Genomic DNA, 23,518 nt, shown 5'->3' with positions numbered 1-23,518 from the left:
GTCTGTCAATGCCGGTCCGGCGACGAGGTACGAACGTGTTTTCTCTGAAGAAATCAATGGGATGGAGGGTGTGGGGTGCGTCGGCGCTGGCGCTGGGCGTGCTGGTGGCGGGCTGCTCCAAGCAGGCCAGCGAGCCAGTCGCCACGGCCGGTGCGCCCACAGACCAGCCTGTGCAGGGCGGCACGCTGGTGTACCTGGAGCAGCAGGCGCACACCAACCTGTACCCGCCGGCCGGGGGCTTCTATCCCAACGGAGGCGTGCTCAACCAGATCACCGACAAGCTCACCTACCAGGATCCCAAGACGCTGGAGATCCAGCCCTGGATCGCCGAGTCGTGGGAGGTGAACCCTACCGCCACCGAGTACACCTTCAAGCTGAAGAAAGGTGTGACCTTCTCGGACGGCACCCCGCTGGATGCCGCCGCCGTGGCCAAGAACTACGACACCTATGGCCTGGGCAACAAGGAGCTCAAGCTGCCCGTGTCCGAAGTCATCAATAACTACGAACGCAGCGAGGTGGTGGATCCGCTCACCGTCAAGTTCTACTTCAAGAAGCCTTCGCCGGGTTTCCTGCAAGGCACATCCGTCATCGGCTCGGGCCTGGTATCGGTGGCCACGTTGGCACGGCCGTTTGAAGAGCTGGGCGATGCGACCAAGATCATCGGCTCGGGCCCCTTCGTGGTGAGCAGCGAGACGCTGGGCAAGGAAATTGTTTTCACGGCGCGCAAGGACTACGCCTGGGGCCCCGCCAAACACGCCCACCAGGGCCGTGCGCGCCTCGACGAGATCAAGCTCATCGTCACGCCCGAAGACAGCGTGCGCATCGGCGCGCTGCTGTCGGGCCAGGCGGGCTTTATCCGCCAGGTGCAGGCCTATGACGAAAAGCGCGTGCTGGACCAGAAGTTCGCCATCTACGCGCCCTCCACGCGTGGTGTGAACAACAGCGTGGTCTTTCGCCCCGACAACGCGCTGGTGGCCGATGTGAAGGTGCGCAAGGCGTTGCTGCATGCCACCAACACCAAGGAGATCGTGCAGACCCTGTTCTCGGCCAACTACCCGCAGGCCACCTCGGTCATCGCGTCCACGGCCCTGGGCTATGTGAACCTGTCGGCCAAGCTGGGCTACGACGAGGCCAAGGCCAGGCAGCTGCTCGATGAAGCAGGCTGGAAGCTCAATGCCAATGGTCTGCGCGAGAAGGATGGCAAGGAGCTGGTGCTGGCCGCCTATGAATCGCTGCCGCAGCCGCAGAACAAGGAAACCCTGCAGCTTGTAGCGCAGCAGTGGGCCAAGGTGGGCGTCAAACTCAACGTGCTGGCGGGCGACTCCGGCAGCCGTACCGTGGACAGCCTCGACCCCGAGAAGACCCCCGTGGCCCCCGGCATGGTGGGCCGCGCCGACCCGGACGTGATCAAGAGCAACTACTACCCCACCAACCGCAACGTGCTGCTGCAAAAAGGCGGTGTGAGCACCAAGGTCAAGTCGTTCGAGGACACCAGGCTCAACGGTTTGCTCGAAGCCATTGCGGCCGAGACCGACCCGGCCAAGCGCCTGGCGCTCACGGCCGATGTGCAGAACTACCTGATCGACCAGGCCTATGTGATCCCGGTGTTCGAAGAGCCACAGGCCTTTGCCGGTGCGCCGTCGGTGAAGGGTGTCGGTTTTGAAGCCGTGGGCCGCCCCAGCTTCTACGGCACGTGGATTGCGGCAAAGCACTGATCTTTGGAGGGCACCCGCCTGTCAGGCCTGATGCCCTCGGCCGTGGAAGGAAAGTTCGACATGTTCAAGTACCTTGCCAACCGCACCGGCCAGGCCCTGCTGGTGCTGTGGGCCGCCTTCACGGCATCGTTCGTGCTGCTGCAGCTGCTGCCGGGCGATGCGATCCTGATCAAGTTCCTGAACCCCGAGCTGGGCCTGGGGCCACAGGAGATCGCGGACATCCGTGCGGCCTACGGTGCAGACACGTCCGTGTGGCAGCAGTACCAGCACACGCTGCTGGGCTTCCTCAGCGGCAACTTCGGGTATTCGGTGCAAGCGGGCGTGCCGGTGAGCCAGGGCTTGGCCACCAACCTGCCGCCCACGCTGCGCCTGGCGGGGCTGGGTTTTGTGGCCGCGCTGCTGCTGGCAGTGGTGCTGGCCTTCGTGTCGCAGCTCACGCGCTGGGGCTGGTTGCGCTCGGCGCTGCAGTCGCTGCCCTCGCTGTTCATCTCGGTGCCGGTGTTCTGGCTCGGCATCATGCTGATCCAGGTGGTGTCGTTCCGCCTGGGGTGGATTCCGGTGATCAACCCTGGCAAGTGGCAGGGCCTGGTGCTGCCCACGCTCACGCTCGCCATCCCCATCGCTGCGCCGCTGGCGCAGATCCTGATCCGCAACATCGACGAGGTGCTGACGCAGCCTTTCGTGGCTGTGGCGCGCGCCAAGGGCGCCACGCGCCAGTGGGTGCTGTGGAAACACGTGGCGCGCAATGCGGTGCTGCCCACGCTGACCATTGCGGGCGTGCTGTTTGGCGAGCTGCTGGCCGGTGCCGTGGTGACCGAGGCGGTCTTTGGCCTCAACGGCCTGGGCAGCCTGACGCAGCAGGCGGTGGGCAACCAGGACACCGCCGTGCTGCAGGCCGTGGTGGTGGTTTCGGCCACGGCCTTCGTGTTCATCAACCTGGTGGTGGACCTGCTCTACCCCGTGTTCGACCCCCGCCTGCGCATCCGTCTGGGTGCCTGAGGAGACTCCCATGACCACCACATCTTCAACCGCCGACCTGGGCGCCTTCACTGGCGCCGCACAGCCTGCACCGCAACGTTACGAGCGTGCGGCAGTCGTCCCCGCCGCTGTGGTGGTGCCCACGGGGCCCATCCCTGCGGCCCCGCCGCCGCGCACGCGCCGTGGCACATGGGCCCACCGCGCCATTCAGCGCGTGCGCAGCGCCCCCCTCAGCCTGTGGCTGGCCTGGGGCGTGATCGCGCTGGTGGCGCTCTGGGCACTGGTGCCGGGCCTGTTCACGGGCTACAGCGCCACCGTGGGCGTGGCCGGCCAGCAGCTGCAGGCGCCGTCGGCCGCGCACTGGCTGGGCACCGATGCGCTGGGCCGCGACGGCTATGCGCGCCTGGTGTTCGGCGCGGTGCATTCGCTCTCGGGTGCGTTTCTGGCCGTGGCGGTGGGGTTGGTGCTGGGCACGCTGCTGGGCGTGCTGGCGGGCTCCATCGGCGGCTGGGTGGAGGACGTGATCATGCGCACCGTCGATGTGCTGCTCTCGGTGCCTTCGCTGCTGTTGTCGCTGTCCATCATCATCATCCTGGGCTTTGGCACGCTGAATGCGGCGGTGGCTGTGGGTGTGGCCTCGGTGGCCAGCTTTGCACGGCTCATGCGCTCCGAAGTGGTGCGGGTGCGCCGCTCCGAGTATGTGGAGGCTGCCTTTGGCAGCGGCGGCCGGTTTGGCGTGGTTCTGTGGCGCCATGTGCTGCCCAATTCGCTCACCTCGGTGATCGCCATGGCGGCGCTGCAGTTCGGCTCCGCGATCCTGTCGATTTCCACCCTCGGCTTTCTGGGCTATGGCGCACCGCCCCCCACGCCCGAATGGGGCCTGCTGATTGCGGAGGGGCGCAACTACATCGCTACGGCCTGGTGGCTGACCACCGTGCCCGGGCTGGTGGTGGTGGCCGTGGTGCTGTCGGCCAACCGCATCAGCGCTGCGCTGACCCAGGGGCGCACATGACGGCCACCACGGTCCCCGCACCCATCCCCCTTCTGGAGGTGGAGAACCTCGCCATCGCCTACCGCGACCGGGGCCATGAACAGCGCGTGGTGCATGGCGTGTCGTTTGCCATCGCGCCCGGCGAGGTGGTGGCGCTGGTGGGCGAGTCCGGCTCGGGCAAGACCACCACCGCACAGGCCCTCATCGGCCTGCTGGCCGACAACGGCCGGGTGGAGCAAGGGGCGATCCGGCTCAACGGTACGGACATTGCAGCTTGGTCGCCCGACCGCTTCGACACGGTGCGCGGCCGCGTGATCAGCCTCATTCCGCAGGACCCGACCAGCTCGCTCAACCCCGTGCGCACTGTGGGCGAACAGGTGGGCGAGATCCTGAAGATCCACCGCTACGGCGACCGCCGGGCCATCGCGCAGCGCGTGGTTGAGCTGTTGGCCAAGGTGGGACTGTCGCAGCCCGAGCTGCGCGCGCGGCAGTATCCGCACGAGCTGTCGGGCGGCATGAAGCAGCGCGTGCTGATCGCCATTGCGATTGCGCTGCAGCCCGCGCTCATCATTGCCGACGAGCCCACCAGTGCGCTCGACGTGACGGTGCAGCGGCGCATCCTCGACCTCATCGACGAACTGCGCCATGAGTTCGGCACCGCCGTGCTGCTGGTCACGCATGACCTGGGCGTGGCGGCCGACCGCGCCCACCGGCTGGTGGTGCTGCAGGGCGGGCGCATCCAGGAGCAGGGCGAGACGGCCAGCGTGCTGCGCAACCCGCAAAGCGCCTACACGCGCAAGCTGCTGGCCGATGCGCCTTCGCTGGCCAGTGCCGCCTTCCGCGCCCCCCGTGTCCTGGCGGCCAACGATGCGCCCGAGCGGCCCGGGGACTTCGCCATCGTGGTCGAAGGCCTGGTGCACGACTTTCCGGTGGTGGGGCAGAAACAGCCGTTCCGCGCTGTGGACGGCGTGTCCTTCCGTGTGCGGCGCGGCACCACGCACGCCATCGTGGGCGAGTCGGGCTCGGGCAAGACCACCACCGTCCGCGACGTGGTGGGCTTTCGCCAGCCCACGGCGGGCCGCATCGTCATCGAGGGCACGGACCTCACCACCCTGCGCGGTGAGGCGCTGCGCCAGTTCCGCCGCACGGTGCAGCTGGTCTACCAGAACCCCTTCAGCTCGCTGGACCCGCGCCAGACCATCTTCCAGATCATCGAAGAGCCCCTGCTCAACTTCGAGCCCCTGCCCGCCGCCGAGCGCGCGCACCGCGTGCACGACATCCTGGCGCGCGTGGGCCTGCCGCCCGCTGTGCTGGAGCGCCGCCCGTTGGCCCTGTCAGGCGGCCAGCGCCAGCGTGTGGCCATTGCGCGCGCCCTCGTCCCGCAGCCGCGCGTGCTGGTGCTTGACGAGGCCGTCTCAGCCCTGGACGTGACCGTGCAGGCGCAGATCCTCGCGCTGCTGGACACCTTGCAGCGCGACCTGGGCCTGACCTACCTCTTCATTTCGCACGACCTCGCCGTGGTGCGCCAGATTGCAGACACCGTGTCGGTGCTGCAGGGCGGCCGCCAGGTGGATGCGGGGCGCGTGGAAGACGTGTTCCTGCACCCCGGCAGCGACTACACGCGAGAACTGATAGCCGCCATTCCCGGAAAGAAAAACCACCACCATGACCCTCTTGACACCCACCCCCACCAAGCGCCTGGGCTTTTTCAGCAGGCTGCTTGACGACGCGCCTGCGGGCGAACGCTACCGGCTCGTGACCGAGCAGATCGCCCACGCCGAGGCCTTCGGCTTCGACTCCGCCTGGGTGGCGCAGCACCACTTCCATGAACACGAGGGGGGCCTGCCTTCGCCTTTTGTGTTCCTGGCACACGTGGCGGCGCGCACGCGGCGCATCCGGCTGGGCACGGGCATCGTGACCCTGCCCATGGAGAACGCGGTCCGTGTGGCCGAGGACGCCATCGTGCTCGACCTGCTCTCGGGCGGGCGGCTGGAGCTGGGCGTGGGCACGGGCGGAACGCCCGAATCGTTCGCCGCCTTCGGCATCACCAGCGAAGACCGCGGTGCCATCTATGCACGGCACCTGGCGGCGGTGCGCGAGGCCTGGGCCGGGCGGCCGCTGCCCGGTGGCGACCGGCTGTACCCGGCCGCCGAGCAGCTGCTGGGCCGCATCTGGCAGGCCACGTTCTCGGTGGCGGGTGGCGAGCGTGCGGGGCAGGCGGGCGACGGGCTCATGCTGTCGCGCACCCAGCCGCGCACGGCCGATGCGCCCGATGCCACGCTGTCGGACCTGCAGCATCCCATCATCGATGCCTACCTGGCGGCATTGCCTGCGGGCAGCACACCGCGCATCGTGGGCTCGCGCAGCCTGTTCGTGGCCGATGACCGCAACGAGGCGCTGCGCCTGGCCGATGTGGGCCTGCGCCGTTCTGCCGCACGTTTTGCAGCGGCAGTGTCGCCTGGGCAGGCCCCGCGCCCTGGGCTCGATGCACCTCTCGCCACCTTGATTGCCGCGTACGACGTGCATGTGGGCACACCCGACGACGTGATCGCCTCGCTGCAGGCCGACACGGCGCTGGCGCGCACCACCGACATCGTGTTCCAGGTGCATTCCGTGGACCCGCCACACGCGCACATCCTGCGTTCCATCGAACTCACGGCCACCCACGTCGCCCCGGCGCTGGGCTGGGTGCGCAAGCTGCCCGGCAACGCCACGGCCGCATCCGTGGCCGCACCCACTTCCGCAACCCGTACCGAGGCCTTTGCATGAGCCAAGCCAACCCCTCCTCTTTGCCGGGCCAGACACTGCCCGATGTGATCGACCTGCTCGTGGGCATCGAGCCCGGCGACCGCCTCGACACCATCCGCCGCCATCGCCTGCAGGCGCGCACCCACGCGCAGGAAAGCTACCGCGCGCTGTTTGCGCCCACGGCCCCCGCGCCCGGCGCGGTGACGCTGGCCGAGCGCCTGGCGGTCGCCGCGTTCGTCGCTGGCCTGCACCAGCAGCCCGATGCGACTGCGTTTTATGCCGCCGCTCTGGTGGCGCAGGACGCGGGCGCGGGGCTGGCGCAGGCGATTGCGGCCGAGGTGAGCCGGGGTGCGGCGCAGGGGCCCTATGGTCACTATCCCGCCGGTCCCTTGAGCCGCGAGAACACTGACGGCCTGGCCTACGCCGTGGGCGAGGCGCAGCGCACGGTGCTGGGCGCGCGGCTGTCGGCGGGCCTGGCGCATGCACACCTGCTCACCTTTCGCCCGCGCGATGCGAGCCCCGAGGCCTTGCAGGAGCTGCTGGACGCGGGCTGGTCGGCCACCGACATCGTGATCCTGTCGCAGCTGGTGGCGTTTCTGTCGTTCCAGATCCGCGTGGTGGTGGGCCTGCGCACGTTGGCCGCCCACCCGGCGCCCCACACACCGTTGTCCCCCCGCACCGCAGAGGCCCAGCCATGAGCAATACCGCTGTCATCACCCACCCCGGCAACCACGAACCCACGGCCTTCACGCAAGCGCAGCTGGAATGGCTGCCCTGGCTGCCGCCGCTGCCCGAGGACGAACTGACCGAGCGCCACTACGCGGGCCTGGTGGATGCCGCACGGGCCAAGTCGCCCTACTTCCGCCTGCTGGCGCACGACCCGGACACGCTGGGCGCGCGCACCCGCACCGACAAGGACATCTTCTACAACCCCGACGCCGGCCTGCCCCGCGCGGAGCGCGAGCTCTCGGCCACGGCCACGTCGCGCTCCAACGGCTGCATCTACTGCGCATCGGTGCATGCGCGGTTTGCCTCGCACTTCTCGCACCGCGAGGCCGATGTGCAGCGCCTGCTGGACGAAGGCGAGGGGGCCGACCTGGGCCCGCGCTGGAACGCCGTTGTGGAAACTTCCGTGGCCCTCACGGCCACCCCTACGGCGCTGGATGGAACGCACATCGAGCGCCTGCGCGCCGAGGGGCTCGACGACTTCGCGATCTCCGACGCGCTGCACGGCGCTGCCTTCTTCAACTGGGCAAATCGGCTGATGCTGTCGCTGGGAGAGCCGCAGCAGCAGGCCGCATCAGCGGCCTGACAAGAGAACCGAAAAACAGCCCAGCGAAGGGCCCCGCACCCACCGGCCAGTTCCCTGCCCGGTCGGGCTGAGTGTGTCGAGGCCCGGCGCAGCGCTGCGAAAAGCGCTGTGTGAACGGTGTGGAGGGGCGCAGCGCTCCCTCAATCCAGCCACCCCTTCGGCACCTTGTCGGCCTTCTTTTCCACCGGGTTGGCCGTGAGCCACTGGGGTGCGTACTGCCGCATGAACTCCTTGGCCTTGTCGGGCCGGGCCGACAGCCAGGCGTCGGAGGCGCCTTCGTTCAGGATGGCGGGCATGTTCTTCTCGCTGCCCGGCGGGCCGTAGCGCTGCAGCAGCGCGTGGTTGTTGGCGTTCACGGTGAGCAGACAGTAGCTCACGATTACCTCGCCGTCCGCCCCTTGCCAGCGCGCCCAAAGGCCCGCCACGCCCATGGGCTTGCCGTCCACGCGGGCGATGCGGGTGGGCACGGCCTTGCCGGTGCGCCAGTCGTCTTCAAAAAACGCCTGCATCGGCACGATGCAGCGCTGGCCGTTCAGCCATGCGTCGCGGAACGCGGTGCCAGTGGAGGCGAGGTCGGACTTGGCATGGGCCAACTTGGGTGCGCGCAGCCTGGCGTCGGACGCCGACTTGACCCAGTGGGGCACCAGGCCCCATTGCGCGGGCACCAGCACGCGCTCCGCGCTGTTGCTGCTGGCCTCCTCGCCCACTGGTGTCGGCGGTGTCGCCCTCAGGGCGGCGGCGCTGGCGGCGGGCACGATGCAGGCCCCGGGTTTGCGCGGGCGCAGGTGGCGGTCCAGCGGCGTGTCGGGCGGCGCCACGGCAAAGGCCTCGCGGTAGCTGTCGGCGGGGTGCAGGGTTTCGTAGTGGGTGGCCATGGGGCGATGGTAGCGGGTGGTGGCTGGGTTTATGAATAAAAATCGGCCTTTCCGCGCATCCAGTAAAGGTTTTTAGCTATGAAAAATGTAGTTGACTGATGGGGCGGTGCCACTTGGCAGTGCGGCCCGGCTTGGAGATACTGGCCCATTGCCGGATTCCCGCATGTCCCACTCTGGAGAAGCCACACCATGCACCACCCCGCCATCGCCCTGACCACGGCCCTGTTGTTGACCGGTGCGCTGGCGCCCGCCCAGGCCCAGGTGCAGAAGATGCGCCCCGGCCTGTGGGAACACAGCGTGGCCATGAAAAGCCAGAGCGGCGAGATGGAAGCGGCCATGGCGCAGATGCAGAAGTCCATGGCCAGCATGACGCCCGCGCAGCGCAAGCAGATGGAGCAGATGCTGGCGCAGCAGGGCGTGGCCATGGGGCCGGGGGGCAGCACCACCACCGTGAAGGTGTGCATCAGCCCCGAGCAGGCCGACCTGGACCGCATCCCGCCGCAGGAAGGCTGCACGCAGACCGTGACCCGCACCGGGCCGAACACCGTGGCCATGCGCTTCAGCTGCAAGGGCGCGCAGGGTCAGCCGCCCACCACGGGAGAGGGCACCATGACCTTCAACGGCCCCACGGCCTACACGGGCCAGTTCAAGGTCAAGACCACCAGCAACGGCAAGCCCGACCAGCTCGACATGGCGCAGACCGGCAAGTGGCTGGCCACCGACTGCGGCGCGCTCAAACCCGTGCGTTGAAGGGGGGCGGGCCCGCAGCGGGGCGCGGCGGGTGCTGCGGGCCGCTGGGCGCCACCACCCAGCGGTTGCGCCCCAGGGCTTTGGCGGTGTAGAGCGCCTGGTCCGCGCGCTCCAGCGTGTGCACCACGGTGTCGCCCGGCAGATGCAGGGCCAGGCCTGCCGATACCGACATGCGCAGCGTGCCCGTGGCGTGGGGGATTTCGAGCGCCTCCACCGCCAGCCGCACGCGTTCCAGCAGCTCGCGGGCGTCGTCCAGCTGGGTCTCGCAGAGCATCAGCACAAACTCCTCGCCGCCCCAGCGGGCCAGCACATCGGTGTCGCGCACATGGGCGCGCACGGTGCCTGCAAAGGCTTGCAGCGCGCGGTCGCCGGTGGCGTGGCCGTGCTGGTCGTTGATGGGCTTGAAGTGGTCGATGTCGAGCTGTGCCAGCAGCAGCGGGCGGCCACTGCGCAGGCTGCGGCGGTGTTCCAGCTCCATCAGGTCGAGCATGGCGCGGCGGTTGATGAGCCCGGTCAGCTCGTCGCGTGTGGCCAGCTCGCGGTTGATGTCCAGCGCCTGCGCCAGCGCCTCACGCTGCTGCTGCAGCCGCGCGCGGATGCGGTGGATGCGCAGGTTCAGCGCAACACAGCCGCCGAGCACGATCACCACCATGAGGGCATAGGCCGTGTCGAGGTAGCCCGAGGCGTTGGCGCTCAGGCGCGAACTCACGCCGATCGCACAGCCAAAGGCCACCAGCGCATAGATGCCGATGCCGATCACCTCGGCCACCGTGAGGCCGAAGGTGCCGAAGAACAGGATCATGGCCAGCACGCTGGGCACCAGCCCGCGCGCCTCGCCCGCCAGCACATAGGCCACGGCGCCGCTGGTGATGGTCCAAGCCATCTGGGGCAGGGTGAGCGAGGGGTCGCGCAGCGCGAGTGTGGCGCCGGACCGGATGAAGGCCGTCATCACGGCCAGCCCGCCCACCGAGAGGGCGGCCCACCAGTGCACGGCGGTGGCGTTCAGTGCAGCGCTGGCATGCGCCACGAGCAGCATCACGCCCGCGCTCGCGGCCATCAGCAGCAGGGCCAGCAGCGCCATCCCCACCAGCGTGCGCCGCCGGGGATCGGTGGAAAGGATCACGTCCCTGAGGCGCTGCCAGCGGGAAGGTGGGCGCAAGGTGGGGGCTCCTGCGAGAGGTGGGGCCACGCGCGGGGCGCGGCCGATCGGGCATTTTAGGCCGCAGGGGGCCGCGCGTACATCCTTGGAGCCTGTTCAAAGCCTTTTTGGAGATCGCATTGGAGTGCAATCGGGAGGAGTGGATGCTTCGGATGCGCCGCATGGGCTCGTGCCCATGCAAGCAGCCGGGGCGTCCAATCGCCCGATTTCACTCCAACCCTTCGGGCAAGTGCCTTGCCGGGCTGTCTGCGGCGTTGCGGCGCTTGCCGATAGCACGGGCTATCGGCTGCGCACCGCGCCTAGCATCCCATCCCGGCAAGGGACTTGTGCGGCTCCAAAAAGACTTTGAGCAGGCTCCTACAGCAGCGTCAGCGCCGCCAGGGCCGCCAGCGGCGCGGTTTCGGCGCGCAGCACGCGGGGGCCGAGCGTGACGGGGGCAAAGCCATGCAACAGGGCCAGGTCTTCCTCGGCGCTGCTGAGCCCGCCTTCGGGGCCGGAGAGGAACAGCACCGGCCCGGCCGGGGCCGCCGCCTGCTGCAGCGGCAAGGTGCCTGCGCGCAGCGACAGCAGCAGGCGCTGCGCTGCCACGGCCCCGTCGGACGCTGCGGCCCCTGTCTGCGCACGCGCCCAGCCCGCGAGGTCGATGGCATCGTGCACCACGGGCACGCGGTTGCGGCCACATTGTTCGCAGGCGGCCACGGCCACGGCCTGCCAGTGGGCGATTTTCTTGTCGGCGCGCTCGCCCTTGAGCTTGAGCACGCTGCGCTCGGCCACCAGCGGGGTGATGCTGGCCACGCCGAGTTCGGTGGCTTTTTCCACGAGCCAGTCCATGCGCTCATTGGCGGTGATGCCCGCCAGCAGGTGCACGGCGCGCGGCGCCTCGCGCTCGGTGGCGTGGTGGGCGCCCACCTGCACCAGCACATCGCTGCGGCCCATCTTCAGCACCGTGGCCTCGAACTCGCCGCCTTCGCCGTTGAAGAGCGTCAGCGCATCGCCGGGCTGCTGGCGCAGCACCTGCACATGGCGCGCGGCGCCGGGGGGCAATGCAATCTCGGCGCCCGTGGCCAGCGGAGCGGGGCAGTGGAAACGGGGCATTTGCTATGTTTTTAATAGCTATCTGGGCAATGTGATCGCGCGCAGAGGGCTGTTTTTGCTTGAATATTTTGGCGTCTGGGCGGCGGTGCCTGCCTACATGCGGCCGTAGGCAAAGCCCACCACGGGTTCGGTGCCCTCGATCTGGTCGAGCATCTGCAGCAGCGGGCCCAGCTGGCGGTAGCGGTTGGCGGTGGCGCGGATGTAGGCCATGAACCGGGGCGCGTCGGCCAGGTACTTGGGCTTGCCGTCGCGCAGCGTCAGACGCGCAAAGATGCCCGCGACCTTGAGGTGGCGCTGCAGGCCCATCCATTCCACCGCACGGTAGAACTCGCCAAAGTCATCGCCCCAGCCGCTGGCGCTGTTGGCGCCCAGCAGCCCGGCCTTGCGCGCCTTCTCCCAGTAGCGCACGGTGATGTCGATGACGAATTCCTCTTCCCAGCTGATGAACGCGTCGCGCAGCAGGCTGGCGATGTCGTAGGTGATGGGGCCGTAGACCGCGTCCTGGAAGTCGAGCACGCCCAGCGGTGCACCAGCTTCCACAGGCGCCATCAGGTTGCGGGTCATGAAGTCGCGGTGCACATAGACCTGGGGTGCGGCCAGGTTGTGCGCCACGATGGTGTCAAAGGCGCTGCTCAAGGTGGCCTGCTGCTTGTCGTCCAGGGCGATGGCGCGGTGCTTGGCGAGGTACCAGTCGGGGAACAGCGCCAGCTCGCGGCGCAGCAGCGCGTCGTCGTACACGGGCAGCACGCCGGGGGTGGAGGCTTTTTGCCACTGCAGCAGTACATCGGTGGCCTGCTGGTACCAGGTGTAGGCGTCCTGGGGTTTTTCGGGGTTCAGCCGCTCGATCACGGTCTGGTGGCCCAGGTCGGACAGCAGCATGAAGCCGGTGGGCTCGTCAAACGCCAGGATCTGCGGCACGTTCAGCCCGGCAGCGGCCATCAGGCCCTGCACCTGCACGAAAGGCTTGCAGTTTTCCTTTTCGGGCGGGGCATCCATCACGATGCGGCTGGCGCCCGTGGCCGTGTCGATGCGCAGGTAGCGGCGAAAGCTCGCATCGGCCGAGGCGAGGCGCAGCGTGGCGGGCTGCAATTGCTGGGGGCCGGCCAGGGGCGCCAGCCAGGCGTCGAAGGCCGCTTTGCGGGCGGCGTCGGGCCAGGTCACGGGGGGCAATGTGGCGGCGGCAGCGGCCGCGCCCAGGGGCGCACCGGCGGGTGATGGGGGGAAGGGGTGGCTCATGGATAATCCGATTTTAAAACCCGCTTTGGGCACGCATCCCCGCAGAGCCTGGGGCGGGCCTTCTTCCTCTGCCACCGCCCGAACCACCACCCCACGTGCCACGCTGCCAGCCCCCCACCGTGCAGACCCCCCCTTCCCTCCGGCCCCGGCCTGCCACGGCACAGGCGGCGCGCCTGCGCGCCCCGGTGCCGCGTGCCCTGGCCTATGGTGTGGCACTGGCCTGCTGCAGCTGGCCGCTGGCGGCCCTGGCCCAGGGCCCGGCCCCCAGCGCCTGGGATGCCCCGCCTGCGCTGCGCACCTCGCCCCTGCTGCAGGAGAAGATTCCGGACGCCGTGCGCCCCCAGCTACCCGTGTTTGTGAAGGGCGACCACATCAGCGGCCAGACCGACCTGAACGCGCTCATCGAGGGCAATGCCGAGCTGCGGCGGGGCGACACCGTGATCCACGCCGACCGGCTGGACTACAACGTGCCTGAAGACCTGGCCAAGGCCAACGGCAAGGTGCGCATCAACCGCGCGGGCAATGTCTACGAGGGCACGGCGCTGGAGCTGCGCGTGGATGCGTTCGAGGGCTTCTTCAGCGACGCGCGCTACCAGTTCCTGGCCACACAGGCGCATGGCGACGCCACGCGCGTGGATTTCATCGACCGCTACCGGGCCGTGGTGCACAACGCCACCTACACCACCTGCGAGCGCGGCAACGAAGCCAGCTGGGAGCCCGACTGGGTGCTGCGCGCAGGCACGCTGCGCCTGGACAACGAAGAAGAAGTGGGCACGGCCGAGAACGCCGTGCTGGAGTTCAAGGGCATCTCGGTGCTGCCCATCCCCTACATCACCTTCCCGCTGTCGGACAAGCGCAAGTCGGGCCTGCTGCCGCCCACCATCGGCCTCGACAGCCGGGACGGCGTGGCCTACATCCAGCCCTACTACTGGAACATCGCCCCCAACCGCGACGCCACGCTGCGCGCTGCGCTCATGACCAAACGCGGCGCCAACCTGGGCGGCGAGTTCCGCTACCTGGAGCCCACGTACTCCGGGCAGATCAGCGCGGACGTGATGCCGGCCGACCGGCTGCGGGACCGCTTGCGCTGGAGCTTCTCGGGCCAGCACCAGGGCGCGTTTGACACCGCCATCGGTGGCCTGGGCCTGAACCTGAACATCAACCGCGTGAGCGACGACAACTACTGGCGCGACTTTGGCCGCGCCTCCGAGCCGTTGCGCCAGCGCCTGCTGCCCGGCGACGCCACGCTGTCCTGGGCCCGCAACGACATGAGCGCCAGTGTCCGCACCCTGAAATGGCAGACGCTGCAGGACGTGAACGCGCCCATCGTGCCGCCTTACGACCGCATGCCCCAGCTGCAGTGGCGCTACGTCCCGACCCAGCTGGATGGTGGTTTCGACGCGACCGTGGAGTTGGATACCACGCGCTTCCAGGCTGCTCGCGCCCTCACGGGCCAGCCCAATGCCGATCGCAGCTATGCAATGGCGCAGATCAGCCGACCGTTTCTTGCACCCGGCGGTTTCATCACGCCGCGCCTGCAGCTGCACGCCACGACGTACCAGTTCGACACCCCCCTGTCCAACGGCGACCGCTCGGCCAGCCGCACGCTGCCCACGTTCAGCCTGGACAGCGGCCTGGTGTTCGAGCGCGACGCGGCCTACTTTGGCCGTGCCTTTTTGCAGACGCTGGAGCCGCGGGCGTTCTACACCTACACGCCCTACCGCGACCAGAGCCGCCTGCCGGTGTACGACACGGCAGCCAATGACTTCAACTTCGCCACCATCTTCACGGAGAACGCCTTTGGCGGCAACGACCGCCTGGCCGACAACAACCTGCTCACCCTGGGGCTGACCACGCGGCTGCTGGACCCGAACTCGGGCGCCGAGGCGGTGCGCTTCGGCGTGGCCCAGCGCCTGCGCTTTTCGGACCAGAAGGTCACCTTGCCGGGCGTGGCCCCCGTGAGCGAACGCCTGTCCGACCTGCTGCTGGGCGCGGGCATCACCTGGACACCGCAGTGGGGCTTTGACTCCACCGTGCAGTACAACCCCAAGACGGGCCGCTCCATCCGCTCGACCATCGGCGCGCGCTACAGCCCCGGCAACTACCGCACCGTGAGCGCGGCCTACCGCCTGCAGCGTGGCACCAGCGAGCAGGTCGATGTGGGCTGGCAATGGCCCCTGAACGACCTGTGGGGCGACAAGGGCCAGGACCTGGGCGCAGGCCGGGGCCAGGGCGGCGGGCGCTGGTACAGCGTGGGCCGCCTGAACTACAGCATCAAGGACCGTAAGCTCGTGGACACCGTGGTGGGCTTCGAGTACGACAGCTGCTGCTGGATCGGCCGCGTGGTGCTGGAGCGCCTGCAAAGCAGCGTGACCACGTCCAACACCCGCCTGCTGTTCCAGATCGAATTTGTGGGATTCTCCCGCCTCAGCCTGGGCTCCAGCCCACTGGAAACCTTCAAGAACAACGTGCCGCGCTACCAGAACCTGCGCGAGCAGGTCTCCACGCCCAGCCGTTTCAGCAACTACGACTAACGCCATGAACCACCGAGTTTTTGCACTGGCCCTCGCCACCCTGGCCTCCATGAGCATGCAGGGCGCTGCGGCGCAGGGGCTGCGCCCTTCGGGGGCGTCGCCGTCCGGCAAGGGTGGCCTGTCCGCGCCCTCGGCACGCCCACCGGCGGCGCCGTCGATCACGCTGCCAGAGTCTGGCGCGGGCACGGCGGCCCGCTCGGCCGACTTCATCGTGGCGGTGGTCAATTCCGAGCCTGTGACCAACTACGAAGTACGCTCGCGCCTGGCCCGGGCCGAGGCCCAGCTGGCCAAGCAGGGCGGCGCCATGCCCCCGCGCGACCTGCTCGCGCGCGAGGTGCTGGAACGCATCATCCTGGAGAAGGTTCAGCTCCAGCAGGCGCGTGAATCCGGCATCAAGGTGGACGATATGGCGGTGGCCCAGGCCGAACAGGGCGTGGCCCGCCAGAACGACATGACCGTGGAACAGCTGTATGCGCGCCTGGGCCGCGACGGCATGAGCCGCGAACGTTTCCGCGAAGAGCTGCGCAACCAGCTGCTGCAGCAACGCCTGCGCGAACGCGAGGTGGAAGCGCGGGTGAAAGTGACCGACCTGGACGTGGACCAGTACCTGCGCGACGAGCAGAAGGGCACGGACCCCGCCGCAATGGAAATCAACCTGGGCCATGTGCTGGTGCTGGTGCCCGAGAACGCCAGCCCCGTGCAGGTGGCCGAGCGCCAGGCCAGAGCCCAGCGCGCGGCCGACAAGGTGCGGGCCGGTGAAGACTTCGCCGCCGTGGCGCGGGAGTTTTCAGACGCCGCAGAGGGGCAGCGCGCGGGTGGCCTGCTGGGCCTGCGCCCGGCCGATCGCTACCCTGAGCTGTTCGTGAACTCCACACTGGGCCTGCCCGTGGGCTCCATCGTGGGCCCCGTGCGGTCCCCGGCGGGTTTCCACGTGCTCAAGGTGGTGGAGCGGGTCACGGCGGGCATGCCCGCGACCGTGGTGCAGAGCCACGCCCGTCACATCCTGCTGCGCACCGGCCCCCAGCTGTCCGAGACCGCCGCCGCCGCCCGCCTGGCCGACTACCGCCGCCGCGTGCTCGCGGGCCAGGCCGACTTTGCGGCGCTGGCGCGCGAGCATTCGCAGGACGGCAGCGCCAAGGACGGCGGCGACCTGGGCTGGGCCAGCCCGGGCCGATATGTGCCCGAGTTCGAACAGGCCCTGGACACCCTCAAGCCCGGCGACATCAGCGAGCCGCTGGTGTCGCGTTTTGGTGTGCACCTGGTTCAGCTGCTGGAGCGGCGCGAGGCCAAGCTCACCCAGCGCGAACAGCGTGAGATGGCGCGTGGCGTCGTGCGCGAGAAGAAACTCGACGAGGCCTACGCCACCTGGGCGCAGGAGCTGCGCGGGCGCGCGTATGTCGAGTACCGCGAGCCACCCCAGTAAACACCTGCAGCAGCATTGGTAGCAGCAGACCCATCCCCCACTTCCGTGACAAGACAGGCAAGGCCGCGTTGAAACACATCCCCCGCAAGCGCTTCGGGCAGCATTTCCTGTCCGACCACGGCATCATCGACGGCATCGTTTCGGCCATCGCCCCGCTGCCGGGCCAGCCCATGGTCGAAATCGGGCCCGGCCTGGCTGCTCTGACCCAGCCCCTGGTGGAGCGCCTGGGGCGCCTCACCGTCATCGAACTGGACCGCGACCTGGCGCTGCGCCTGCGACTGCATGGCCAGCTCGACGTGATCGAATCTGACGTGCTGAAGGTGGATTTCACGGCCCTCGCGCAGACCCTGCGCGAGAAGGCCGGTCAGCCCGGGCTGCGGCTGCGCGTGGTGGGCAACCTGCCCTACAACATCTCCACGCCCATCCTGTTCCACCTGCTCGCGCATGTGCAGGTCATCGAAGACCAGCACTTCATGCTGCAAAAGGAGGTCATCGACCGCATGGTGGCCAGCCCCGCCACGGGCGACTATGGCCGCCTGTCGGTGATGCTGCAATGGCGCTATGCCATGGAAAACGTGCTGTTTGTGCCGCCCGAGAGCTTCGACCCGCCCCCGCGCGTGGACAGCGCCGTGGTGCGCATGGTGCCCCATGCCGAGCCCGCGCCACTGTCGGTGCCCGTGCTGGAAGAACTGGTGCAGGTCGCCTTCAGCCAGCGCCGCAAGCTGCTGCGCCACACCCTGGGCCGCTGGCTGGAAGCCCGCCAGTTCGCTGGCCACTTCGACACCCAGCGCCGCGCCGAGGAAGTGCCCGTGGCCGAATACGTGGCACTGGCGCAGGTTTGCTCTTAAATTGATAGCTGTTGATGCTTGCTGGACGCGCGCAAAGCAGTGTTTTCACTATTGATGCGCGGTGTGTCTGCGGTGAGCAAGCTAGCGCTTGACTTCGCCACAACCCATAGCAACTGGCGCAGCCCAGGCCAGTGACACCGCGCAAGGGCCGCCCCGCCGCGCTGGTGTCGTCCCCCTTCCCGGCGAAGCCGAGAGAAGGGGGAAGCGGCGCAGCCGCTCAGGGGGATGTACCGAGTTATGCGGCGCTGAGCCAGTAACCCGCGTTGAAAGGGCTGCTCATGCGCAGCGCCATGGGGGAGACGTCCACGAGCTTGTCGGTCGGCATCTTCTCGGCGGATTCCGCGTGGATCTCGATGCCCTTGACTTCCTGGGCGCCGGTAGCCTCGTTCGCCCGTTCTGCTTGGCTGGTGGATGCAGAACGGGCTACAGAAAAGAATAGAAACACCGGAAGGGGATCTTGCGATCACCCCAGTAGTCCGCCGCGTCGCGGAAGATGTCGAGCAGCTGCTCGCGTGCTTCCTTGTCGAACTTGGCCGTGGCGGGGATCTGCTCCAGCACCACGATGAATCCTGGCTGCGGGCCCGATTTGTGCAAGGGGTCCGTCATGCAGTCGTACAACGCGTCGAAGTTCTTGCCGAAATGCGACGGGAAGGTGAACTGGGCGGCAATCAGGTCCAGCACATCCTGCTTGGACTGCGCGTGGGCCAGGTTGGCATACAAGAAATGGTGACCCATGGAGGTGGCCGCATCCTGCAGGTCCTGCACGCGGAACGCGCGAATGGACTGCACGATGTTGGTGCGCACGCCACGCAGTGGCGTTTCCAGGTCTTTACGAAGTGGCGTCTGCATCTCCGCTACTCTTTCTTTAGAAAGTCCACAAACTTCTGGCTCTCCGCAGGGCTGCGGAATGCAGCCTGCGGGTGGGGGATTCAAGGGGGCGCACTGACCGCTGCCAGCGTATCTCTGGCCTGCGTGCAGCGCAACGGGTGTCACTCGACGATTTCGCGAAAACTGGCGTAGTGATCGCTGGTGTAGTAGCAGGCATCCGGAACCCGGGGCTTGCCGCCACACACGATGCGCCGGGCTCCCCGGTTGCGCGATCCTGGTGTTCTGACGGTGTACTCACGGTAGTAGCCCCGCTTGTGGGCGGGCAACAGCCGCTCGCGGTTGCCGAAAACTGTTCCGTCCTTGTCATACGGAAAGGGCCCTCCTTCACGGATCAGCGCATAGGTATCTCGCCCTTGGGGCGGCAACTCGGCCAATGCGATGGGGGGGATGGCGCCGCCGGTAGACGGGGCGTTTCGAGCGTGCCCCATTGCCGGGGACAACACGAACGCAACACCCAAAACACACAAAAACCCTGCTTTGCGCGCCCGGGTGGCTACAGCCTTCAACATCAACGAACCTTTCAGAAACTACGGGTTAACCCGAAATTTCGAGCCGCTAGTGTCGCTCAACGGCCCCCAAAAAGCAAGCGTCTGCACAAAGATTGGGCAGACGCTGAAGGGTTGATCAAGCGCCTTAAGTTAGCACTTGCTACCGCTTTGTGGCTTATCTTGAAACGTTGGCGTCGGCCACCGTCAAGGCGGTCATATTGACAATCCGGCGCACGGTGGCGCTGGGTGTCAGGATATGGACGGGCTTGGCCGCACCCAGCAGCACGGGGCCGATCGCAATGCCGCCACCGGCTGCGGTCTTGAGCAGGTTGTAGGCAATGTTGGCGGCATCAATATTGGGGAACACCAGCAGATTGGCATCGCCAGTGAGTTCACTGCTGGGCATGAGGGCCGCGCGGGCCTTGCCGTCCAGCGCCACATCGCCGTGCATTTCGCCGTCCACTTCCAGCCAGGGCGCCTGCTGGCGCAGCAGCTCCAGCGTCTGGCGCATCTTCACGGCGCTGGGGTGGTTGCTGGTGCCAAAGTTGGAGTGCGACAGCAGCGCGGCCTTGGGCTTGATGCCAAAACGCATCATTTCTTCGGCGGCCAGGGCGGTGATCTCGGCCAGCTCCTGGGGGGTGGGGTCGTAGTTGACGTGGGTGTCCACCAGGAACACCTGGCGGCCGGGCAGCATGAGGCCGTTCATGCAGGCGTACACGGGCACGTCCTGCGCCGTGCTGTCGGCGCCGCCCGCATGCTTGCCGATGACCTGATCGATGTAGAGCAGGTGGTTGGCGGTGGTGCCCCAGGTGCCGCAGATCAGGCCGTCCACCTCGCCCTTGTGCAGCATCATCGCGCCGATCAGCGTGAGGCGGCGGCGCATCTCGATCTTGGCGACCTGCTGGGTGATGCCCTTGCGCTCCGTCATGCGGTGGTAGGTCTGCCAGAAGTCGTTGTAGCGGTGGTCGAAGTCGGTGTTGACCACGTCGTAGTCCACGCCTTCCTTCAGGCGCAGGCCAAACTTTTCGATGCGCTGGGCGATGATGGCGGGACGGCCGATCAGCGTCGGGCGGGCGACCTTTTCGTCCACCACGATCTGCGCGGCGCGCAGCACGCGCTCTTCTTCACCTTCGGCATAGGCCACGCGCTTCTTCGCGGCATTGCGCGCCGCGTCGAAGATGGGCTTCATCGTGGTGCCCGAGGCATACACAAAGGTCTGCAGCCGCTCGCGGTAGGCGTCCATATCTGCGATGGGGCGCTGCGCCACGCCGCTGTCCATGGCCGCCTGGGCCACTGCCGGGGCGATCTTCATCATCAGCCGTGGGTCAAAGGGCTTGGGGATCAGGTACTCGGGGCCGAAGGTGAGCTTCTCGCCCACGTAGGCGGCTGCCACCACCTCGCTCTGCTCGGCCTGGGCCAGCTCGGCAATCGCGTGCACGGCGGCAATTTCCATCTCATCGGTGATGGTGGTGGCGCCGCAGTCCAGTGCACCCCGGAAGATGTACGGGAAGCACAGCACGTTGTTCACCTGGTTCGGATAGTCCGACCGGCCCGTGGCCATGATGATGTCGCTGCGCACGCTGTGTGCCAGCTCGGGCGTGATCTCGGGGTTGGGGTTGGCCAGCGCGAAGATCACCGGGCGCTCGGCCATCGTGGCCACCATCTCGGGCTTGAGCACGTTGCCGGCCGACAGGCCCAGGAACACGTCGGCACCGACCATCACCTCGGCCAGCTTGCGCGCGTCGGTCTTCTGCATGAACTGGCGCTTGTCGTCGTCCATCAGCTCTTCGCGGCCCTCATAGACCACACCGGCCAGGTCGGTGACGAACACGTTCTCGCGCTGCACGCCCACCTTGAGCAGCAGGTTCAGGCAGGCCAGGGCCGCAGCGCCCGCGCCGCTGGTGACCAGCTTCACGTCTTCAATCTTCTTGTTGGCCACCTTGAGCGCGTTCACGATGGCCGCTGCCACGGTGATGGCCGTACCGTGCTGGTCGTCGTGGAAGACCGGGATCTTCATGCGCTTGCGCAGCTCGCGCTCCACATAGAAGCAGTCCGGGGCCTTGATGTCTTCAAGGTTGATGGCGCCAAAGGTTGGCTCCAGGGCGGCAATCACTTCCACCAGCTTGGCAGGGTCCTTCTCGTCGATCTCGATGTCGAACACATCGACGCCCGCAAACTTCTTGAACAGGACGGCCTTGCCTTCCATCACCGGCTTGGAGGCCAGCGCGCCGATGTCGCCCAGGCCCAGCACGGCGGTGCCGTTGGAAATCACGGCGACAAGATTGCCGCGCGCGGTGTAGCGGAAGGCGTTGGCAGGGTCCTTGACGATCTCTTCGCAGGGCGCGGCCACGCCCGGCGAGTAGGCCAGCGCGAGATCGTGCTGGTTGATCATCTGCTTGGTCGCGGCAATCGCCAACTTACCTGGCTTGGGAAACTCGTGGTACTCAAGAGCGGCACGGCGCAACTGGGCACGCTTGTCGGAATCGTTGTTGTTGTTCTGGGCCGTGGTGTTCTCGGGCATTCAGTGTCTCCAACTCAGGGGGTGAGGGGCCAAAACCGTACTCCAGCGGGTCTGCAGCAGGCTGTCAGCTTTGTAAGGGTCTGCGATTGTAGGGGGATGTGCGTAAAAACCCTAGTAAGCGAATCTGCTTACGCAGGGGCTGTTTGCCCATTCATTGTGTCGTGCGGACGGGGTTTTGAGACCCCCGTATCCATGCACAAAAGCTATGAAGTGTTTTGCTTTTTGAGGGGCAACACCGCGCTTGCCAGAAACGGGTCGCTTCATGGACTCTTCTGGCGTCAAAAGAGTGCATGCCGCGCCGGCCGTGGTCATTGGGATGGCCTGACTTCCAATGCTCTGGCGAGGCATGGAACAAAAAAAGGCCCCGCATGGGGCCTTTGTCGTTGAAGCGTAGACGCCGACGGGTGCTTCAGCGGCTGCTCGGGAAGCTGAACACCGCCCCCTCGCGCACGCCGGCCGACGGCCAGCGCTGCGTGATGGTCTTGCGCTTGGTATAGAAGCGCACGGCGTCCGGGCCGTAGGCGTGCAGGTCGCCGAAAAGGCTGCGCTTCCAGCCGCCAAACGAGTGGTAAGCCACGGGCACCGGCAGGGGCACGTTCACGCCCACCATGCCAACCTGGATGTGGTCGGTGAAGTAGCGGGCGGCTTCGCCGTCGCGGGTGAAGATGCAGGTGCCGTTGCCGTATTCGTGGTCGTTGATGAGCTGCATGGCTTCTTGCAGCGTCTTCACGCGCACCACGCCGAGCACGGGGCCGAAGATTTCTTCCTGGTAGATCTTCATGCCGGGCTTGACGTTGTCGAACAGGCAGGCGCCCAGGAAGTAGCCTTCCTCGTGGCCCGCCACCTTCACGCTGCGGCCATCGACCACCAGCGTGGCGCCTTCGGCCACACCGCTGTCCACATAGGCCTTCACCTTCTCGAAGTGGGGCTTGGTGACCAGCGGGCCCATGTCATTGCTGTTGTCGGTGCCGGGGCCGACCTTCATCTTGGCGATTTCGGTCTTCAGGCCCGCGATCACGGCGTCGCCCACCGCGTCGCCCACCGCTACCAGCAGCGGGATGGCCATGCAGCGTTCGCCGCACGATCCGTACGCCGCGCCCATTAGGGCGCTCACGGCGTTGTCCACATCGGCGTCGGGCATGAGCACCGCGTGGTTCTTGGCACCGCCCAGGGCCTGCACGCGCTTGCCGTGTTTGCAGCCTTCGCTGTAGATGTACTCGGCAATCGGCGTGGATCCCACAAAGCTCACGGCCTTGACGCGCGGGTCCTGCAGCAGCGTATCGACGGCCAGCTTGTCGCCGTTGACCACGTTGAGCACGCCGGGCGGCAGGCCCGCTTCCAGCGCCAGCTGGGCGATGAACAGCGTGGAGGAGGGGTCGCGCTCCGAGGGCTTGAGCACAAAGGTATTTCCGCAGGCCACGGCCATGGGCCACATCCACAGCGGCACCATGGCGGGGAAGTTGAAGGGGGTGATGCCCGCCGTGACGCCCAGCGCCTGGAATTCGCTCCAACTGTCGATGCTGGGGCCCACGTTGCGGCTGTGCTCGCCCTTGAGCAGCTCGGGCGCGTAGCTCGCGTATTCCACGTTCTCGATGCCGCGCTGCAGCTCGCCGTGCGCATCGGCCAGCACCTTGCCGTGTTCGGCGGTGATCAGGGCGGCGATCTTGTCGGCGTTTTCTTCGAGCAGCACTTTCAGCTTGCTCATTACCCGCGCGCGCTTGAGGGGCGGCGTGTTGCGCCAGGCGGGGAAGGCGGCCTCGGCGGAGGCGATCGCGGCCTCCACCGTCGCCTTGCTGGCCAGCGCCACGCTGGTGGTCGATTGGCCGGTGGCGGGGTTGAACACCGGCTGCGTGCGATCAGCATCGGCAACGATCTGGCCTTCGATCAGGTGGCCGATGGTGGTGGTGACGTTTTTGTCATGGTTCATGGTGATTTCAAGTAAAAAATGCCGGCTGCG

At 67.5% G+C, this 23,518-nt stretch carries 20 protein-coding genes; 11 read left to right on the top strand and 9 right to left on the bottom strand.

What is annotated here, in order from left to right; all coding sequences use genetic code 11:
* Window positions 1-56: 56 nt before the first annotated feature.
* Genes AC07Z7_RS00150 through AC07Z7_RS00120 form a run of 7 tightly spaced genes read left to right on the top strand, consistent with a single transcriptional unit; the run spans window position 57 to window position 7,744 of the window.
* Complete coding sequence (locus AC07Z7_RS00150; protein WP_494764905.1) at window positions 57-1,715, top strand: TIGR04028 family ABC transporter substrate-binding protein; 1,659 nt, start codon at window positions 57-59, stop codon at window positions 1,713-1,715.
* Between the two features lie 60 nt (window positions 1,716-1,775).
* Window positions 1,776-2,714, top strand: a complete 939-nt coding sequence (locus AC07Z7_RS00145) for an ABC transporter permease (RefSeq protein WP_494764904.1) — start codon at window positions 1,776-1,778, stop codon at window positions 2,712-2,714.
* 10 nt (window positions 2,715-2,724) lie between these two features.
* On the top strand, window positions 2,725-3,705 hold the full coding sequence (locus tag AC07Z7_RS00140) for an ABC transporter permease (protein WP_494764903.1): 981 nt from the start codon (window positions 2,725-2,727) through the stop codon (window positions 3,703-3,705).
* Window positions 3,702-5,408: a dipeptide ABC transporter ATP-binding protein gene (locus AC07Z7_RS00135; protein WP_494764902.1), complete on the top strand. Its 1,707-nt coding sequence runs from the start codon at window positions 3,702-3,704 to the stop codon at window positions 5,406-5,408. The genes AC07Z7_RS00140 and AC07Z7_RS00135 overlap by 4 nt, the downstream gene beginning before the upstream one ends.
* Window positions 5,350-6,453 (top strand): putative FMN-dependent luciferase-like monooxygenase, encoded by a 1,104-nt coding sequence (locus AC07Z7_RS00130; protein WP_494764901.1) that lies wholly within the window; start codon window positions 5,350-5,352, stop codon window positions 6,451-6,453. The genes AC07Z7_RS00135 and AC07Z7_RS00130 overlap by 59 nt, the downstream gene beginning before the upstream one ends.
* Window positions 6,450-7,130: a CMD domain protein gene (locus AC07Z7_RS00125; protein ID WP_494764900.1), complete on the top strand. Its 681-nt coding sequence runs from the start codon at window positions 6,450-6,452 to the stop codon at window positions 7,128-7,130. The genes AC07Z7_RS00130 and AC07Z7_RS00125 overlap by 4 nt, the downstream gene beginning before the upstream one ends.
* A complete protein-coding gene (locus tag AC07Z7_RS00120; RefSeq protein WP_494764899.1) occupies window positions 7,127-7,744 on the top strand; it encodes an alkylhydroperoxidase domain protein in 618 nt (205 codons plus the stop codon). The genes AC07Z7_RS00125 and AC07Z7_RS00120 overlap by 4 nt, the downstream gene beginning before the upstream one ends.
* A gap of 140 nt (window positions 7,745-7,884) precedes the next feature.
* On the opposite strand, the gene AC07Z7_RS00115 is transcribed toward AC07Z7_RS00120, so the two are convergent.
* A complete protein-coding gene (locus AC07Z7_RS00115) occupies window positions 7,885-8,619 on the bottom strand; it encodes an SOS response-associated peptidase (protein WP_494764898.1) in 735 nt (244 codons plus the stop codon).
* Window positions 8,620-8,808: 189 nt separating this feature from the next.
* On the opposite strand from AC07Z7_RS00115, the gene AC07Z7_RS00110 reads away from it, so the two are divergent.
* Window positions 8,809-9,369, top strand: coding sequence for a DUF3617 domain-containing protein (locus tag AC07Z7_RS00110; RefSeq protein WP_494764897.1), 561 nt, complete (start codon window positions 8,809-8,811; stop codon window positions 9,367-9,369).
* Here the strand turns inward: AC07Z7_RS00110 and AC07Z7_RS00105 are convergent.
* From AC07Z7_RS00105 to AC07Z7_RS00095, 3 genes are all read right to left on the bottom strand, one after another.
* On the bottom strand, window positions 9,353-10,528 hold the full coding sequence (locus AC07Z7_RS00105) for a diguanylate cyclase (RefSeq protein ID WP_494764896.1): 1,176 nt from the start codon (window positions 10,526-10,528) through the stop codon (window positions 9,353-9,355). The two genes, AC07Z7_RS00110 and AC07Z7_RS00105, sit on opposite strands and share 17 nt — an antisense overlap.
* 357 nt (window positions 10,529-10,885) lie before the next feature.
* Window positions 10,886-11,623 (bottom strand): 16S rRNA (uracil(1498)-N(3))-methyltransferase, encoded by a 738-nt coding sequence (locus tag AC07Z7_RS00100; protein ID WP_252657958.1) that lies wholly within the window; start codon window positions 11,621-11,623, stop codon window positions 10,886-10,888.
* 93 nt (window positions 11,624-11,716) lie between these two features.
* A complete protein-coding gene (locus AC07Z7_RS00095) occupies window positions 11,717-12,859 on the bottom strand; it encodes an aminoglycoside phosphotransferase family protein (RefSeq protein WP_494764895.1) in 1,143 nt (380 codons plus the stop codon).
* Window positions 12,860-12,978: 119 nt separating this feature from the next.
* Between AC07Z7_RS00095 and AC07Z7_RS00090 the strand changes: the two genes are divergently transcribed.
* The 3 genes from AC07Z7_RS00090 (at window position 12,979) to rsmA (ending at window position 17,664) form a co-directional block, all read left to right on the top strand.
* A complete protein-coding gene (locus tag AC07Z7_RS00090) occupies window positions 12,979-15,393 on the top strand; it encodes an LPS-assembly protein LptD (protein ID WP_494764894.1) in 2,415 nt (804 codons plus the stop codon).
* A gap of 4 nt (window positions 15,394-15,397) precedes the next feature.
* Window positions 15,398-16,816, top strand: coding sequence for a peptidylprolyl isomerase (locus AC07Z7_RS00085; protein ID WP_494764893.1), 1,419 nt, complete (start codon window positions 15,398-15,400; stop codon window positions 16,814-16,816).
* Window positions 16,817-16,884: 68 nt separating this feature from the next.
* Window positions 16,885-17,664 (top strand): 16S rRNA (adenine(1518)-N(6)/adenine(1519)-N(6))-dimethyltransferase RsmA, encoded by a 780-nt coding sequence (rsmA, locus tag AC07Z7_RS00080; RefSeq protein WP_094289783.1) that lies wholly within the window; start codon window positions 16,885-16,887, stop codon window positions 17,662-17,664.
* Window positions 17,665-17,899: 235 nt separating this feature from the next.
* Here the strand turns inward: rsmA and AC07Z7_RS00075 are convergent, their stop codons facing one another.
* The 5 genes from AC07Z7_RS00075 to AC07Z7_RS00055 all read right to left on the bottom strand — a co-directional run bounded on the left by AC07Z7_RS00075 (window position 17,900) and on the right by AC07Z7_RS00055 (window position 23,488).
* Complete coding sequence (locus AC07Z7_RS00075; protein ID WP_094289781.1) at window positions 17,900-18,109, bottom strand: hypothetical protein; 210 nt, start codon at window positions 18,107-18,109, stop codon at window positions 17,900-17,902.
* Entirely contained in the window at window positions 18,088-18,513 is a 426-nt protein-coding gene (locus tag AC07Z7_RS00070; protein ID WP_063461487.1) for a barstar family protein, read from the bottom strand. Before AC07Z7_RS00070 ends, AC07Z7_RS00075 begins: the two co-directional genes overlap by 22 nt.
* Before the next feature lie 140 nt (window positions 18,514-18,653).
* On the bottom strand, window positions 18,654-19,061 hold the full coding sequence (locus AC07Z7_RS00065) for a guanyl-specific ribonuclease (protein WP_094289779.1): 408 nt from the start codon (window positions 19,059-19,061) through the stop codon (window positions 18,654-18,656).
* Between the two features lie 154 nt (window positions 19,062-19,215).
* Window positions 19,216-21,561 (bottom strand): NADP-dependent malic enzyme, encoded by a 2,346-nt coding sequence (locus AC07Z7_RS00060; protein ID WP_494764892.1) that lies wholly within the window; start codon window positions 21,559-21,561, stop codon window positions 19,216-19,218.
* Between the two features lie 409 nt (window positions 21,562-21,970).
* Window positions 21,971-23,488 (bottom strand): CoA-acylating methylmalonate-semialdehyde dehydrogenase, encoded by a 1,518-nt coding sequence (locus tag AC07Z7_RS00055; protein WP_494764891.1) that lies wholly within the window; start codon window positions 23,486-23,488, stop codon window positions 21,971-21,973.
* Window positions 23,489-23,518: the final 30 nt, after the last annotated feature.

Source organism: Acidovorax sp. GW101-11A03 (assembly GCF_059424825.1).
The sequence above is the reverse complement of the archived record's forward strand: the minus strand, read 5'-3'. Positions and strand labels throughout refer to the sequence as shown.